At 46.5% G+C, this 13,995-nt stretch carries 16 protein-coding genes; all 16 read left to right on the top strand.

The window, feature by feature from the left end:
- Positions 1-14: 14 nt before the first annotated feature.
- The 16 genes from ccsA to purH all read left to right on the top strand — a co-directional run bounded on the left by ccsA (position 15) and on the right by purH (position 13,818).
- Positions 15-2,612 (top strand): cytochrome c biogenesis protein CcsA, encoded by a 2,598-nt coding sequence (ccsA, locus tag K3G39_RS09365; RefSeq protein ID WP_220625932.1) that lies wholly within the window; start codon positions 15-17, stop codon positions 2,610-2,612.
- Positions 2,613-2,720: 108 nt separating this feature from the next.
- The gene (locus K3G39_RS09360) at positions 2,721-3,938 is read left to right on the top strand and encodes a glycosyltransferase family 4 protein (RefSeq protein WP_220625931.1); all 1,218 of its coding nucleotides are present in this window, start codon (positions 2,721-2,723) and stop codon (positions 3,936-3,938) included.
- Positions 3,935-4,714, top strand: coding sequence for a Rossmann-like and DUF2520 domain-containing protein (locus K3G39_RS09355; RefSeq protein WP_220625930.1), 780 nt, complete (start codon positions 3,935-3,937; stop codon positions 4,712-4,714). Before K3G39_RS09360 ends, K3G39_RS09355 begins: the two co-directional genes overlap by 4 nt.
- Positions 4,715-4,831: 117 nt before the next feature.
- Positions 4,832-5,161 (top strand): 2Fe-2S iron-sulfur cluster-binding protein, encoded by a 330-nt coding sequence (locus K3G39_RS09350; protein ID WP_220625929.1) that lies wholly within the window; start codon positions 4,832-4,834, stop codon positions 5,159-5,161.
- 97 nt (positions 5,162-5,258) lie between these two features.
- Entirely contained in the window at positions 5,259-5,501 is a 243-nt protein-coding gene (gene iscX / locus K3G39_RS09345; protein ID WP_220625928.1) for a Fe-S cluster assembly protein IscX, read from the top strand.
- A gap of 92 nt (positions 5,502-5,593) precedes the next feature.
- The gene (locus K3G39_RS09340; RefSeq protein ID WP_220625927.1) at positions 5,594-6,091 is read left to right on the top strand and encodes an HAD family hydrolase; all 498 of its coding nucleotides are present in this window, start codon (positions 5,594-5,596) and stop codon (positions 6,089-6,091) included.
- Positions 6,092-6,209: 118 nt separating this feature from the next.
- A complete protein-coding gene (locus tag K3G39_RS09335) occupies positions 6,210-6,404 on the top strand; it encodes a cold-shock protein (protein ID WP_076669063.1) in 195 nt (64 codons plus the stop codon).
- Between the two features lie 113 nt (positions 6,405-6,517).
- Entirely contained in the window at positions 6,518-7,363 is an 846-nt protein-coding gene (locus tag K3G39_RS09330) for a geranylgeranylglycerol-phosphate geranylgeranyltransferase (protein ID WP_220625926.1), read from the top strand.
- A gap of 220 nt (positions 7,364-7,583) precedes the next feature.
- Entirely contained in the window at positions 7,584-8,021 is a 438-nt protein-coding gene (locus K3G39_RS09325) for a Fur family transcriptional regulator (protein WP_220625925.1), read from the top strand.
- A gap of 66 nt (positions 8,022-8,087) precedes the next feature.
- On the top strand, positions 8,088-8,597 hold the full coding sequence (locus K3G39_RS09320) for a PaaI family thioesterase (protein WP_255594204.1): 510 nt from the start codon (positions 8,088-8,090) through the stop codon (positions 8,595-8,597).
- Positions 8,598-8,705: 108 nt separating this feature from the next.
- A complete protein-coding gene (locus K3G39_RS09315; RefSeq protein ID WP_220625924.1) occupies positions 8,706-9,722 on the top strand; it encodes a class I SAM-dependent methyltransferase in 1,017 nt (338 codons plus the stop codon).
- A gap of 184 nt (positions 9,723-9,906) precedes the next feature.
- Complete coding sequence (locus tag K3G39_RS09310) at positions 9,907-10,323, top strand: hypothetical protein (RefSeq protein ID WP_220625923.1); 417 nt, start codon at positions 9,907-9,909, stop codon at positions 10,321-10,323.
- A 124-nt stretch (positions 10,324-10,447) separates the two neighbouring features.
- Complete coding sequence (locus K3G39_RS09305; RefSeq protein WP_220625922.1) at positions 10,448-10,987, top strand: DUF1697 domain-containing protein; 540 nt, start codon at positions 10,448-10,450, stop codon at positions 10,985-10,987.
- Positions 10,988-11,118: 131 nt separating this feature from the next.
- On the top strand, positions 11,119-11,574 hold the full coding sequence (locus tag K3G39_RS09300; RefSeq protein ID WP_220625921.1) for a DUF1801 domain-containing protein: 456 nt from the start codon (positions 11,119-11,121) through the stop codon (positions 11,572-11,574).
- A gap of 82 nt (positions 11,575-11,656) precedes the next feature.
- A complete protein-coding gene (gene purN, locus K3G39_RS09295; protein WP_220625920.1) occupies positions 11,657-12,244 on the top strand; it encodes a phosphoribosylglycinamide formyltransferase in 588 nt (195 codons plus the stop codon).
- Positions 12,245-12,294: 50 nt separating this feature from the next.
- A complete protein-coding gene (gene purH, locus K3G39_RS09290) occupies positions 12,295-13,818 on the top strand; it encodes a bifunctional phosphoribosylaminoimidazolecarboxamide formyltransferase/IMP cyclohydrolase (protein ID WP_220625919.1) in 1,524 nt (507 codons plus the stop codon).
- Positions 13,819-13,995 lie beyond the last annotated feature (177 nt).

Genomic DNA, 13,995 nt, shown 5'->3' with positions numbered 1-13,995 from the left:
TTTAATTATCACAAATGATTAATACGCTAATCGGAGACTTTGGCCACGCCAGTGTGATTGTAGCTTTTGTAGCGGCCATTGTAGCCTCCTATGCTTATTTTATGGCCGCGCGCCAGAAAACGGAAGAGAGCGGCGATACCAGCTGGCGTAAACTGGCACGCGCTGCCTTTTATGTGCACAGCATAGCGGTAGTGGCTATTATCTTCAGCCTTTTCAACATCATTTACGAGCACCGCTACGAGTACTACTATGCCTGGAGCCACTCGTCGAATCACCTGCCGGTGCACTACATGATCTCCTGCTTCTGGGAAGGTCAGGAAGGTTCGTTCCTGCTTTGGATGTTCTGGCACGTGGCCCTTGGTGTGGTGCTGATGAACGCTGGCAAGAAGAACAAGCAGTGGGAAGCGCCAGTAATGGCTATTTTCTCTTTTGTACAGATCTTCATCTCGTCTATGATTCTGGGTGTGGTAATCGGCGATTTCAAGCTGGGCTCCTCTCCTTTTATCCTCATGCGCGATTTTATGGCCGATGCTCCGGTGTTTGCCATGGACCCGAACTTTAGGCCAGCTGACGGTACGGGCTTGAACCCGCTACTGCAGAACTACTGGATGGTAATTCACCCGCCGACACTGTTCCTGGGCTATGCCGCTTCGCTTGTTCCTTTTGCTTTCGCTATTGCCGGGCTTTGGAAAGGTAAGTTCAGCGAGTGGATTCGCCCTGCGTTGCCATGGTCACATTTCGCGGCTGTGTCGCTGGGTATCGGTATTATGATGGGTGCTTACTGGGCCTATGAAACACTGAACTTCGGTGGCTACTGGAACTGGGACCCGGTGGAGAACGCAGTATACATTCCGTGGCTCGTGCTGGTAGGCGGTATCCATACCATGATTGCCTATCGCCGCAGCAAGCAAGGGCTGCGCGCTACGTTCATCCTTGTGATCACTTCATTTGTCCTGATTCTATACGCGACTTTCCTGACTCGAAGCGGTATTCTGGGCAACGCCTCTGTGCACTCCTTTACCGACTTAGGTCTGTCAGGGCAGTTGTTTACCTACATGATGGTATTCACGGTACTCGCTATCGGGCTGCTGGTGTATAACTGGAAGAAAATCCCGACGACAGAGAAAGAGCTGTCGACATATAGTGCTGAGTTCTGGGTCTTTATTGGTGCTGCCGTGCTTTGCCTCGCCGCCTTCCAGGTACTCGTGACTACCTCTATACCTGTATACAACTCATTCCTTGGTTTTATCGGAATAGAGTCTAATGCTGCTTTGCCAGCCGACCAAATTGAGCACTACACGAAGTTCCAGCTTTGGGCGGGTGTAGCCATCGCCATTCTGACAGGTATAGGTCAGCTGCTGTGGTGGAAAAAAGCGAACAAGAAGAGCTTCAAGGACGCCATCACCATGCCACTGATGCTTACGCTGCTGTTTGCCAGCCTGGTGATAATCCTGTCTAACAAGTTCGATATCTTCACTTTTAAACTCGACAACCCGGTATACATCCTGCTGTTTGTGGTATCACTCTTCGCAGTATTTGCCAACTTCAGTATTATACTTGGTTTACTGCAAAAGAAGATCACACTGTCAGGTGGTGCTGTAGCCCATATAGGTATAGCACTGATGCTGATTGGTATCTTGTTCTCTTCAGGTTACTCTAACATTATTTCTCAGAACAATTCAGGCCTGCTCTACTCACGTGAATTCCCGGATGAAATTAACCGTGACAACGTGCTCTTGTGGCGCAACACGCCTGTGCAGATGGATCGCTTCAAGGTAAGCTACCACGGTCAGTTCCAGGAAGTGAAAGGCGTACCAGGCTACGTAAACAAAGAGTTGCTTTACCAGACTGATGATATGTATGTTGCTATTGCCCGTGGCAATATTCAGGTGAAGGACAAGGTATACTACCAGACTGGTGACACACTGGATCTTATTTCGCCAGAGAACACTTACTACGAAGTGAGCTACGAAAGCGAAAAGGAAAACTTTGTGCTATACCCAAGAGCGCAGGTAAACCCGAACATGGGTCTGTTGGCATCTCCTGACATCAAGCACTTCGCTGGCAAGGATTTGTACACCCACGTTTCCACCGTACCAGATCCGAACGAAGAAAAGGACTGGGGTGAGCTACAGGAGTATGAAGTTTCTGCTGGTGATACGATTGTGATCAACGACTATATTGCCATCTTCAATGGTATTGAGCAGATAGAGCAGGTACCGGGCGTAAAACTGGCGGAAGGCGACGTAGCCGTGCAGGCTGCCATGAAGATTATGGGTGAGCGCAAAAACTACCACGCCCACCCTGTGCTGATGATCAAAGACCAGATGATGGGTCGTGTACCGGAGATAATCGAAGACTTAGGTATACGTATCACCTTCCTGAACATCGACACCGAGAATCACCGCTTCAAAATCGGCGTAAACGTAACGCAGAAAGACTACATCATCCTGAAAGCGATGGAAAAGCCGTTCGTGAACATCCTTTGGATCGGCACCATCATCATGTCTATCGGCTTTGTAATGGCAATTATGCGCCGGAATAAAGAAGGTGGCTCTGGTGAGAATAAAGCACCGAAAGTGAAGCAAGAAAGAAAAGCACAGGTAGCGTAAATGCTTATTTGTATTAAACAAGTAAGGCAGGCTTGTAAAGGCCTGCCTTACTTGTTTAAAGTCTCAGTCCGCATTTGTTTGAATTAAGCCTAAGCAAACAATATTCCAATGAATGTATTTATCATTCCTTCGTGGTACCCCAGTAAAGACTACCCTTTCACAGGTATAATGATAGCAGAACAGTACGAAGCTATTGCTAAAATAAATTCTCACGTTAACATTGGTATAAGCATCTGGGGACAAATGGATAAAAGCTTGCTCTTGCATTCTAGGGATCATATCAAAAACATACCTAAGCTAATCAAGCGACATACAGCATTTACTATAACTAAGTCCCCTAATCTAAAAGAATATCATACTCCTGCCTTTACTTGGAGTAGAAAGTTCCTTAAAGGCAATTTTAAGAAAATAGTAAGTGCCAACCTTGAAAATTTAAAATCCTTTGAAAATGACTTCGGCCCTATTGACCTTATTCATGCACAAGTTGGTCACCCTGCAGGAAATATTGCCCTTGACATTTCTATTCGAACTAATTTACCATTCTGTATCACAGAACGTATGGGGCCTTTTCCAAGCCCTTATACTACAAACAAAGAAGGAACTTTAACTTATTTCCATCAATTACCCTATTTAGCTTCAGACATAAATATTGCTGTAAGCCCCTTCCAAAAAAAAATGATGGAAAAACAGAAGATTCCCCAAATCTCAATCATACCAGATTTTATTAATGAGGATTTTTTCGAACCTGCAGAACAGCTTCATCACAATAATAAAATTTTTACATTTTTCTCCTTTGCTCGTCTAGTTAATGGAAAGGGGATAGGGGACTTAATTGTTTCAATTAAATCTATAGTTTCGACAGGTATTAAACTCAAACTCCGTTTAGCTGGAACAGGTCCCCAAAAAGAGGAATTGATAAAGTTAGCTAATGAGTTAGATATATCTCATGTTATAGATTGGTTGGGAGATCTTACTAGAGTAGAAGCTCTCCAAGAATATCAGAAATGTGATTCGTTTGTATTACCAAGTTATTATGAATCTTTCGGGATGGTGTATATCGAAGCGCTTGCATGCGGCAAACCCATCATTGCTACACGCTGTGGCGGGCCTGATACTATAGTAAACGATACAAACGGATTACTAGTAGAAAAGAGCAACCCACAAGAACTTGCAAATGCTATGATTAAGATGATAAAGTGCCATAATCGCTATGATAGCCATGCAATAAGACAAGATTTTATGAATAGATTCTCTAAAAGGGCGGTTATACCACAAATCATGGACCTATACAAACAGGTTATAGCTCAACACAAACCCACCTCATGAAGACCACCCTCATCGGCTCTGGCAATGTAGCATGGCATTTAGGCAAGGCGCTGCAGCAAGCAGGGCATGAAATCGTGGCGGTGTATAGTCCGACTGCGGCGCACCGGGAAGCACTGGCGGAGGTGCTTGCTCCAGCAAAAGCGGTTGATTCCCTGGATTTACGGACTACTGATGCCGAGCTATTTGTAATTGCTGTGCCGGATGCGGCCATTGCTTCGGTAGCGTCGGCATTACAAGTACCGGAGGGTGCTATTATCGTGCATACCTCAGGTTCGCAGCCTCTGGCAGCGCTGCAAGGTATAGCAGGTGCCCGTCCCGGTGTATTTTACCCCCTGCAAACTTTCTCAAAATCAAAAGCTGTAGACTTCAGCACAATACCTATACTACTAGAGGCTGAAGATAAACAGACCTTACAAGTATTGCAGGGAGTAGCCAGCACGATTTCAAAAGAGGTGCATCAGGTCGACCCGAATAAAAGGAAACAATTACACCTGGCTGCTGTATTTGCCTGCAATTTTACGAATCATCTGCTAGGTATAAGCCGTCAACTCCTGCAACAGGCAGCGTTGCCCGACACACTTTTGCAGCCACTTATTCAGGAAACGATTACCAAGGCGATGCAACAGCACCCCTTTCAGGTGCAGACGGGACCAGCCGTACGCCACGACCAAAACGTAATTGAGGAGCATTTGCAACTGCTGCAGAACCAACCGCTTTACCAGCAGGTATACCAGTTGCTCTCTCGCAGTATACAGGTGCAGCATCCTAAAAAATAGGCAACTCTCCTATAACCAATTCGTTAGCCATGCTGTTGTATTCGGTAAAGGTATAAAGCGCCCGGCTTTGAATCGGGGGGCATGTTTCATAACTTTGCACCATAAATAGCAAGACTCATGAAAATTGTAAATATAACTTTCAAATTCGCTGACGGCTCGCCAGATCAGGTTCTTCCGGCTGTGGAGGGCGAATCGGTGCTGGATGTGGCGCTTAACAACGACATCAAGCTGCAGCACAACTGCGGCGGCGTGTGTGGCTGCAGTACCTGCCATGTATACATCGAGTCCGGAATGGATGACCTGCCTGAGATTTCCGACAAAGAAGAAGACTACATTGACCGTGCCATTGACCCGCGCATCAATTCCCGCCTGGGCTGTCAGTGCGTGATGCAGGGCAACGAAGACATTGTGGTTACAATACCATCACAGGATTTCCTGGGCCACTAAACCAAAGACTGAAATCAGCGGCACTATTAAGGCTTTCGGGTACAAACATAAGTGTAAACTGTTTAATGATAACTGATCATTGATTACTGAATAAGATATGGATAAGAATTATGAACCGCCTATTCACTGGAATGACTATGAAGACATAGCCATGGCACTGTACGAGAAATTTGGCGATGACTTCAACGAGTCGAAAATCTACCGCGTGCGCTTTACCGAGTTGCTGGAGTGGATCCTGACGCTGCCCAACTTTACCGGAAAGCGCGAGGAGTCCAACGAGGGACACCTGGAACAGATTCAGGCGGCCTGGGTTTACGAATGGCGCGACAACCAGGACTAAGCTGATATTCAGCCCTGAAAAATTCGTAATATTAAATTAAATATATATTTTTAAAGGTCCTTTCCGGTGAAAGGACCTTTTTCTTTTATCCTATGTCAATCACACAACCTGATCTTACTCGCATCAACACTTTCATTTTTGATGTGGATGGCGTACTGACCGACGGCTCGCTTTATGTTTTTGCTGACGGAGAAAAAGTGCGTGCCTTTAACATCAAAGACGGCTTTGCCATTAAACATGCTATCCGCCAGGGATACAACGTAGCCATTATCTCCGCTAAAAACGAGCCCGGGGTACGCGTGCGTCTTGAAGAACTTGAGATTGAGGACATGTTTCTGGGTGCTGATGACAAAGTTGAGACCCTTGAAAATTACATGTATATGCAGGGAGTTCACCCTGCTACGGTGGCGTATATGGGCGACGACATGCCAGATCTGGAAGCCATGCAACGTTGCGGCCTCCGGGCATGCCCAGCTGATGCTGCTGATGATATACGCGAAGTATGCACCTTTATTTCAACCAAAGAAGGCGGTAAGGGCGCTGTGCGTGAACTAATTGAAAAAATTATGAAGGTACAGGATACTTGGTAAGCGCATTATACTTTTCTAAAGTCAAATAGCAAATTTCTTTTACATAAATATTTGCATATATATAATTATTTTTTAATCTTACAGACAGTTTATTCAAAAATTATTTATTTTCATTTTTATGAAGACAGGAAAAGTAAAGTTCTTTATTGAGTCAAAAGGCTTCGGATTCATCACCGAAGACGAAACAAATGAGGATTTCTTCGTGCACGTAACAGGCCTGAACGGCTTGCAAATACAGCAGCATGACAGAGTGGCTTTCGACACACAGGAAGGCAAAAAAGGAATCAATGCGGTGAACGTACAGCGCCTGTAATAGCTCTACACCGTTAAGAAAAACCCCTTCCAGAAAGGGGTTTTTTTATGTCCTTTGTTTGCGGTGCCACCTACTGGCCTTAACTTTACAAGGGCTATACCTGTTATCGTATTTTGAAAGAGTTTCTATCGCTAATCCGTTTTCCTAATCTCCTACTCATACTCCTGAGTCAGGCGCTGGTGCAGGCTAGTTTGCTAAGCACAGGTCTAAACTTTTCAGGTATAGCGTCGCCTGGGTTTTTGGTGCTCACCCTCTCCACTGTGTGCATTGCCGCAGCTGGCTACATTATCAACGATTATTACGATGTCAAAATAGACGCCATCAACAAACCTGACCGGGTGGTGGTTGGCAAGAGTATCCGCCGCAGGCCGGCCATGTTTACGCACATGGTACTTTCGTTTATAGGTGTAGCATTAGGGTCATGGCTTTCGCTACTGGTCGGTCTTATTAATGTGGGAGCGGTTTTGCTACTCTGGGGCTACTCTGCCACGCTCAAAAAAATGCCCTTGGCTGGCAACCTCGTTATCGCGCTTTTGTCAGCTTCTATGCTCCTGGTTGTAGCTGTGTATGCGGGCAAGCTTAACAAGATCACCATTAGTTACGCGGTGTTCGCCTTTCTGATTTCGCTCATCCGGGAGATCATAAAAGACATGGAGGATGTGCGGGGCGATGCTTCTTTTGACTGCCGCACGCTACCGATTGTGCTAGGTATACGACGTGCCAAATATGTGCTATACCCTATTATCGCGCTCTTTCAGGCCTTTGTATTACTAGTTATTTTTCACCCCGTCACAGGTATAGGTTTTGATATTTACATGCTGCTGCTTGTCCTGATCCCGAGCATCTGGATGATCGTAAAATTGGTGCGGGCCGACCGCAAGCGCGACTTCACCTACCTGAGTAACCTGGGCAAGTTCACCATGCTGACCGGTATCTTGTCGATGTTGCTGATCAATTAGTATACTTAAACCTACCAGCCCCTTCACGCCTACTTTCGATTTCAAATACTGCACGCCAAAGCGACTGCCTGCAACTCTATCTTCTTTTAACAACGGCAACATCAGTTTAAAACAACAGACCTCCAACAGTTTAGGACTTGCGTTTTACATTCGCTTTTTGTTATTTACATGGTCCGTGTGCTTGCACAATGGATGACCGACCCCAAACCTACCTTACCTTATGAACAAACTTCACCAGTTACTCGAGGCCTACGGGCTTCGGAAGACGAAGTGCCGCATAGAGGTGCTTCGTTTATTTCTTGAACATCGCCACGCATTGGCACATGCCGCCATTGAGCAGCAGCTTGGTCCGCAGTTTGACCGGGTAACGCTATACCGCACCCTGCATGCCTTTGAGGAGCACGGTCTGCTGCATAGCATTCCCAGTACTGATGGCATCACGCGCTATGCTCTTTGCCAGCAGGCCTGCAACAAACACCGGCATCAGCATGATCATATTCACTTCAGCTGTACTACCTGCGGACACACCTACTGCCTCAATGAGGTATACGTACCCACGCTGCGCATGCCAGAAGGCTATCAGGTAAAGGAGTTTCGGTTTTGCGTGCAGGGCGTGTGCGACAAGTGTGTACTGCAGCCGGTAGGGCAGCTGGCATAGGTATAGGCAGTTGCTATACCGGCTAGTTCCTGAACTATAAGCCAAACCTGTAAACGACCCAATGTTATGCCCGCACCTACCTTAACCACTGCCGACCAGTTTCGTCAGCTTGCCGCATCGCCCCATAAACTGAGGCTCTTTATGCTGTCCAGGTTGCCAATGGCTTATCTGGCCAATCTGCGGGTGCAATCTATTTCAGAGGAGCGCGCCGAGGTGACAATCCCCTACAAGTACCTCAACAAGAATCCGTTCAAATCCATTTATTTTGCCAGTTTGAGCATGGCTGCCGAGCTATCGACGGGTTTGCTGTGCATGGCCCAGACTTACAAGTCAGACCCGGCTGTGTCGATGCTGGTGGTGCACCTGGAAGCGGATTTTATGAAAAAGGCAGTAGGAAAAATTACCTTTACCTGCGAAGACGGTCCAGGCATAAAGGCCGCCGCCGACCAGACCAAAGCCACAGGCGAAGGCGTGACAGTAGTAGCCACCAGCACAGGTATAGACGAGGCCGGCGATAAAGTAGCGGAGTTTCGATTTACCTGGTCGTTGAAGGCAAAGTGTGATAGAAAAGTTTAAGCAAATAATGCTTATAATCTAACTTAAATTATATATTCCCGGATATTAAACAGTTATTGCCATATTGAATATTTACTAAAGTCGTATTTATATCACCCTAATCTCCTTATGCTCAAACTCATATTTAAAGCACTTGAGATTTTATTTGTACCCATCACGATCTTACTGGCCCCGATTACAATCATAAGTGCTGCTTGGATGAAATTCCTGACGACATTCGGCATACATAAGGCAGCTTTGGCAGAGAAGATATTCACTGTTTTCGGAGTATTACCTATAAGAGATCACTACTATCAGCCACTTGTTAATCCAAAGAAGCATTTAAAAAAATCATTACATGAAGATCGTTACTTGCCCGGCATCAACTTCAACGACAATATACAGTTGAAGATACTCCAATCATTTAACTATAATCAGGAGCTTCTTCAAATTCCAATTGAAAAGCCAGAAAATAATAATATAAGATTTTATTTCAGCAATGGATCCTACGAGTCGGGTGATGCTGAGTACCTATATAATATGATTCGACAATTCAGGCCGAACAGGATGATTGAAATAGGCTCTGGATTTTCCACACTTATGGCTATTGAAGCATTTAGAAAAAACAAGGAGCTAGATAAGACTTATGAGTACGAGCATATTTGTATAGAACCATACGAAATGCCTTGGTTAGAAAGCACTACTGCCAAAATTATAAGGCAAAAGGTCGAGAGCTTAGACATTAACATATTTAAAAAGCTAAATAAAAATGATATTCTCTTTATTGACTCCTCCCATATTATAAGACCTCAAGGAGATGTACTGTTTGAGATACTAGAAATATTACCTAATCTAAATCCTGGAGTTCTGGTGCACATTCATGATATATTTACACCAAAGGATTACTTAGAGGAATGGGTGTATAAAGAGCATCTACTTTGGAACGAGCAGTATTTACTTGAGGCATTTTTGAGTAACAATGATAGTTATGAAATTGTCGGGGCTGTAAATTACTTATTGCACAATCACAAAGAGGATCTATACATGAAGGCTCCTATACTAGCAAAGCAGAGTCATCAGAAACCAGGATCATTTTGGATAAGGAAGAAACTAACACACAGACACACCCAGACCACAAATACCTGATTAAGCACCACTTTTTTATCATATTAATACTCACGACTGCTGGCTCCTATACCTAAACCCGCTATTTTACCTGGTCGAAGGCAAAACTCAGAAAATAAGTCAGACACTTGACAGCACCTAACTAGTTTATAAAGAATTTTCTATATTTAAACGATACAGCTGCTACATTAGAATATATGCTTCGATGGAAAAATCACTACCCTTGGAAATAGGCACCGTGCAATTGCTTGAAGACAAAATCTTTATCCAGGACAATGCCAAACGAGAGCACATCATTCGTATGGTTTCATCAGCCCTCTGGACGTTCTATGGGACCATGTCTGTACTCCGCTACCTAAAAACAGGCGATGAGTTTTTCCTCTGGACAGGTTTACTGATTGGTATTGGTCACTTAGTGGTTTTTATATTGTCGTTGTTTAGAACAACCAAAGCACAGATAGATTTAGCTGAGGTGCAGCAGGTAGCTTTCAAAACGAGAAACAGCAACAGGTTCCTGGATCTGACACTAAGCAGCGGCAAGAAAAGGCGCATCAGCAGGATAGCCCCGGCTGCCGAAGAACTGCGCACTTTCTTTGAGGAAAAGCAAATCCAGGTAAAATAGCGGCTATAGTCAAGCCAAAGCGCACAGTTCTGCCCCGGTTCTATACCTTAGACCCACGTATAATGAACTGCGCTAAGTTCGATCCCATATAACAAATCCTAATTCTATACCTTACCCTGCCATCATGAAGACATATATTTTGCTGCTACGAGGTGTGATGCCTACCGGGAAAAACAGGGTGCCGATGGCGCTGCTGCGGCAGGTGCTAAGTGATGCTGGCTTTCAGCAGGTACGCACCTGGATTCAAAGCGGAAATGTTGTACTCCGAAGCGATTTAACAGCCAGGGAGTTGGAGTTGCGGGTGCACCAACTGATAAAAGAGCAGATCGGTCCGGAGTTGGCCATTGTGGTAAGGACGGGTAACGAACTCAGGCAAATGATTGACAATAACCCGTTTCAGGGAGAAGAGCATCCCATAGGGCGGGTATTTTTTGTATCTTTCCAGGAGAGGCCGCCCGATGAAAAGGTACAGGCATTGCTCGCTCAGGACTTTTCTTCGGAGAAACTTCTTATCGACGGCATGTCGGCCTATATGTTTATACCCCAGGCCTACAGCGACAGCAAGCTCAGCAATAATTTCCTGGAGCGGAAACTAGGCGTAGCAGCTACCACGCGAAACTTTAACACCATTACCAAAATGATTGCCTGGGCCGAGGAAGAATAAGCTGTAGGTAGCCTCTTGAAAAGTGCTTAAATCTGCTATTTGTTTAGCGCCAGCACTTATCTAAGCAATACACTGGTAGTACAAGTACAAGCAAAAGAAAGTAACAAGTATAAAAAGCCACAACAATCAATATGCAATCAACCGCCCCAAACCCCGAGCTATACCTGGCCGAACTGCCCGAAGCGCGCCAGCAAGTCATGAACGACCTGAGAGAGGTGATTCTCAAGCACATACCCGATGGCTTTGAGGAAGCAATGGGGTATGGTATGCTTGGCTACGTAGTGCCCCATACCCTATACCCGGCCGGCTACCACTGCGACCCGAAATTGCCGCTGCCTTTTATGGGAATTGCTTCACAGAAGAACCACATCGCCGTCTACCACATGGGCATCTACGCCGATGAAAACTTGCTCACCTGGTTTAAAGAGGAGTATCCCAAACACAGCAAAACCAAGCTCGACCTGGGCAAAAGCTGTATCCGCTTCCGAAAACCGGAGTATGTGCCGCTGGCGCTGATTGGCGAACTGGCCTCGAAAATGACGCCACAGGAGTGGATCGAGCTCTATACCCGCACCTTCAAAAGATAAAAGCCATACCTTTTCTGCCTGTTTTTGCTGGCTCCTATACCTAAACCAGCTATATTTGCGGTTTCAATCCTTAGCTAAACCTTTGGCACCAGCAGATAAAAAGAATATAGTCATTTTCGCTTCGGGGTCGGGCAGCAACGCACAGCGCCTGATGGAGTACTTCGAGCACCATCCTGAAATACGTGTGGCCGCCCTGTTTGCCAATAACCCAAAAGCGTATGCCCTAAAACGAGCCGAGACCTTCCACGTCCCGGCTTTTTTATTTTCCCGCGATGCGTTTTATAATTCCGAAAGTGTATTAGAACAGGTGCAGTCTTTCAAACCTGACCTGATTGTACTGGCCGGTTTCCTTTGGCTTGTACCGCAGAACTTCCTGCAGGCTTTCCCGGACCGCATCATCAACATCCACCCTGCTCTGCTGCCCGAATACGGCGGCAAAGGCATGCATGGCCTCAACGTGCACACGGCCGTAGTATCGGCAGGCGACAAGGAGTCAGGTATAACAATACACCGCGTAAATGAGGAGTACGACAAAGGCGAATTTGTGCTGCAGGAGCGCTGCCCCGTGCACCCCGACGACACACCTGAGGATTTAGCTGCCCGCGTCCTTGCACTCGAGCATAAGTATTTGCCGGAAGTAGTTGAGAAACTACTCCTGGACAAACTGTAAATCAAGCACTAGCACATTTAAAAAATCAGCACATTATATAGCCCATACCTATGCAATCTGTCAAAATCAAATCCGCACTAATTTCGGTTTACTACAAAGACCGTCTCGAACCACTGGTTGAGCTCCTGAAACAGCACAACGTGACCATCTACTCTACCGGCGGCACACAGGCTTTCCTGGAAGAGCAAGGCGCTGACGTAGTAGCCGTGGAAGACCTGACGGCCTATCCATCCATATTTGGTGGTCGTGTGAAGACCCTGCACCCAAAAGTGTTTGGTGGCATTCTGCACCGCCGCGCCAACGAAAGCGATCTGGCCGAGCGTGCGCAGTACGAGATTCCTCCGATTGACCTGGTGGTGGTGGACCTCTACCCTTTTGAAGAAACGGTAGCATCAGGTGCATCAGAAGCGGATGTGATCGAGAAGATTGACATTGGCGGTATTTCCCTGATCAGAGCGGCGGCTAAAAACTTCCAGGATGTGCTGATTGTGTCGTCGCGCGAGCAGTACGACGAAGTGGTGGACTTGCTGAAAGAGAAAGATGGCTCGACTGAACTGTCAGATCGCAAGCGCTTCGCAGCCAAGGCTTTTGATATCTCTTCTAACTACGACACACACATTTTCAATTACCTGAGCAAAGAGCAGGACATCAATGTGTTCAAGCAGAGCGTGCGCGAAGCGACCCCGCTGCGCTACGGCGAAAACCCGCACCAGCAGGGCACTTTCTACGGCAAGCTCGAAGACCTGTTTGAGCAGCTAAACGGTAAGCAGCTTTCTTACAATAACCTCGTGGACGTGGATGCGGCCGTGGCACTGGGCGCTGAATTCGAAGAACCGGCTGTGGCTATCCTGAAACACACCAACGCCTGCGGTTGCGCTACCGGCGAAAATATCAAAGACGCTTACTTGTCTGCCTTATCAACCGATCCGGTTTCAGCGTTTGGTGGCGTGATCATCGCAAACCGTACCATCGATATGGGTGCTGCCGAAGAGTTGAACACGTTGTTCTTCGAAGTACTGATCGCTCCTGATTTCGACACAGACGCGCTTGACTTGCTGCGCACCAAGAAAAATCGTATTCTCTTGAAGCAGAAGCCAGTGGAGCTACCAGCAAAGCAATTTAAGACATTGCTGAACGGCGTGATTGAGCAGGACAAAGACCTGAAAACCGAGACAGAAGCTGATTTTAAAACTGCTACCAAGCGCGAGCCTTCAGCTGAGGAGAAAAAAGCACTTGTGTTTGCCGCCAAGGTATGCAAGCACACCAAGTCCAACACCATTGTGCTGGCCACCGACAAAATGATGATCTCCAGCGGTGTGGGCCAGACCTCGCGTGTGGATGCCCTTCGCCAGGCCATCGAAAAAGCCAAAAGCTTCGGCTTCGACATCAGCAACACGGTAATGGCTTCCGACGCTTTCTTCCCTTTCCCGGACTGCGTAGAAATCGCCGACCAGGCAGGTATAAAAGCAGTCGTGCAGCCGGGTGGCTCTATCAAAGACCAGGACTCGATTAACTATTGCGACGCGCACAACATGGCCATGGTCATGACGGGCGTGCGGCATTTCAAACACTAAGGTATAGCACCTGTTGCAGGTATAGCTTTTCAAAAAGCCCCATTCTTTACCGGGAGGGCACTGAAAAAGTCCCTCATTTAGGAGCAACCCTTAGAAGCGATCAGGTAAAACCATGTTTTTACCTGATCGCTTCTCTTATTATCAGAAGTCGTGCTGGCCAACCGAACGATCACTTGT

Source organism: Pontibacter sp. HSC-14F20 (assembly GCF_019599265.1).
In the GTDB taxonomy this organism is placed as follows: domain Bacteria; phylum Bacteroidota; class Bacteroidia; order Cytophagales; family Hymenobacteraceae; genus Pontibacter.
This window is presented reverse-complemented; position numbering and strand designations above follow the sequence as displayed.

Bases quoted from the DNA above. Each gene is read 5' to 3' on its own strand.
- ccsA (WP_220625932.1), top strand. From the start codon at position 15: ATGATTAATACGCTAATCGGAGACTTTGGCCACGCCAGTGTGATTGTA.
- K3G39_RS09360 (WP_220625931.1), top strand. From the start codon at position 2,721: ATGAATGTATTTATCATTCCTTCGTGGTACCCCAGTAAAGACTACCCT.
- K3G39_RS09355 (WP_220625930.1), top strand. From the start codon at position 3,935: ATGAAGACCACCCTCATCGGCTCTGGCAATGTAGCATGGCATTTAGGC.
- K3G39_RS09350 (WP_220625929.1), top strand. From the start codon at position 4,832: ATGAAAATTGTAAATATAACTTTCAAATTCGCTGACGGCTCGCCAGAT.
- iscX (WP_220625928.1), top strand. From the start codon at position 5,259: ATGGATAAGAATTATGAACCGCCTATTCACTGGAATGACTATGAAGAC.
- K3G39_RS09340 (WP_220625927.1), top strand. From the start codon at position 5,594: ATGTCAATCACACAACCTGATCTTACTCGCATCAACACTTTCATTTTT.
- K3G39_RS09335 (WP_076669063.1), top strand. From the start codon at position 6,210: ATGAAGACAGGAAAAGTAAAGTTCTTTATTGAGTCAAAAGGCTTCGGA.
- K3G39_RS09325 (WP_220625925.1), top strand. From the start codon at position 7,584: ATGAACAAACTTCACCAGTTACTCGAGGCCTACGGGCTTCGGAAGACG.
- K3G39_RS09320 (WP_255594204.1), top strand. From the start codon at position 8,088: ATGCCCGCACCTACCTTAACCACTGCCGACCAGTTTCGTCAGCTTGCC.
- K3G39_RS09315 (WP_220625924.1), top strand. From the start codon at position 8,706: ATGCTCAAACTCATATTTAAAGCACTTGAGATTTTATTTGTACCCATC.
- K3G39_RS09310 (WP_220625923.1), top strand. From the start codon at position 9,907: ATGGAAAAATCACTACCCTTGGAAATAGGCACCGTGCAATTGCTTGAA.
- K3G39_RS09305 (WP_220625922.1), top strand. From the start codon at position 10,448: ATGAAGACATATATTTTGCTGCTACGAGGTGTGATGCCTACCGGGAAA.
- K3G39_RS09300 (WP_220625921.1), top strand. From the start codon at position 11,119: ATGCAATCAACCGCCCCAAACCCCGAGCTATACCTGGCCGAACTGCCC.
- purH (WP_220625919.1), top strand. From the start codon at position 12,295: ATGCAATCTGTCAAAATCAAATCCGCACTAATTTCGGTTTACTACAAA.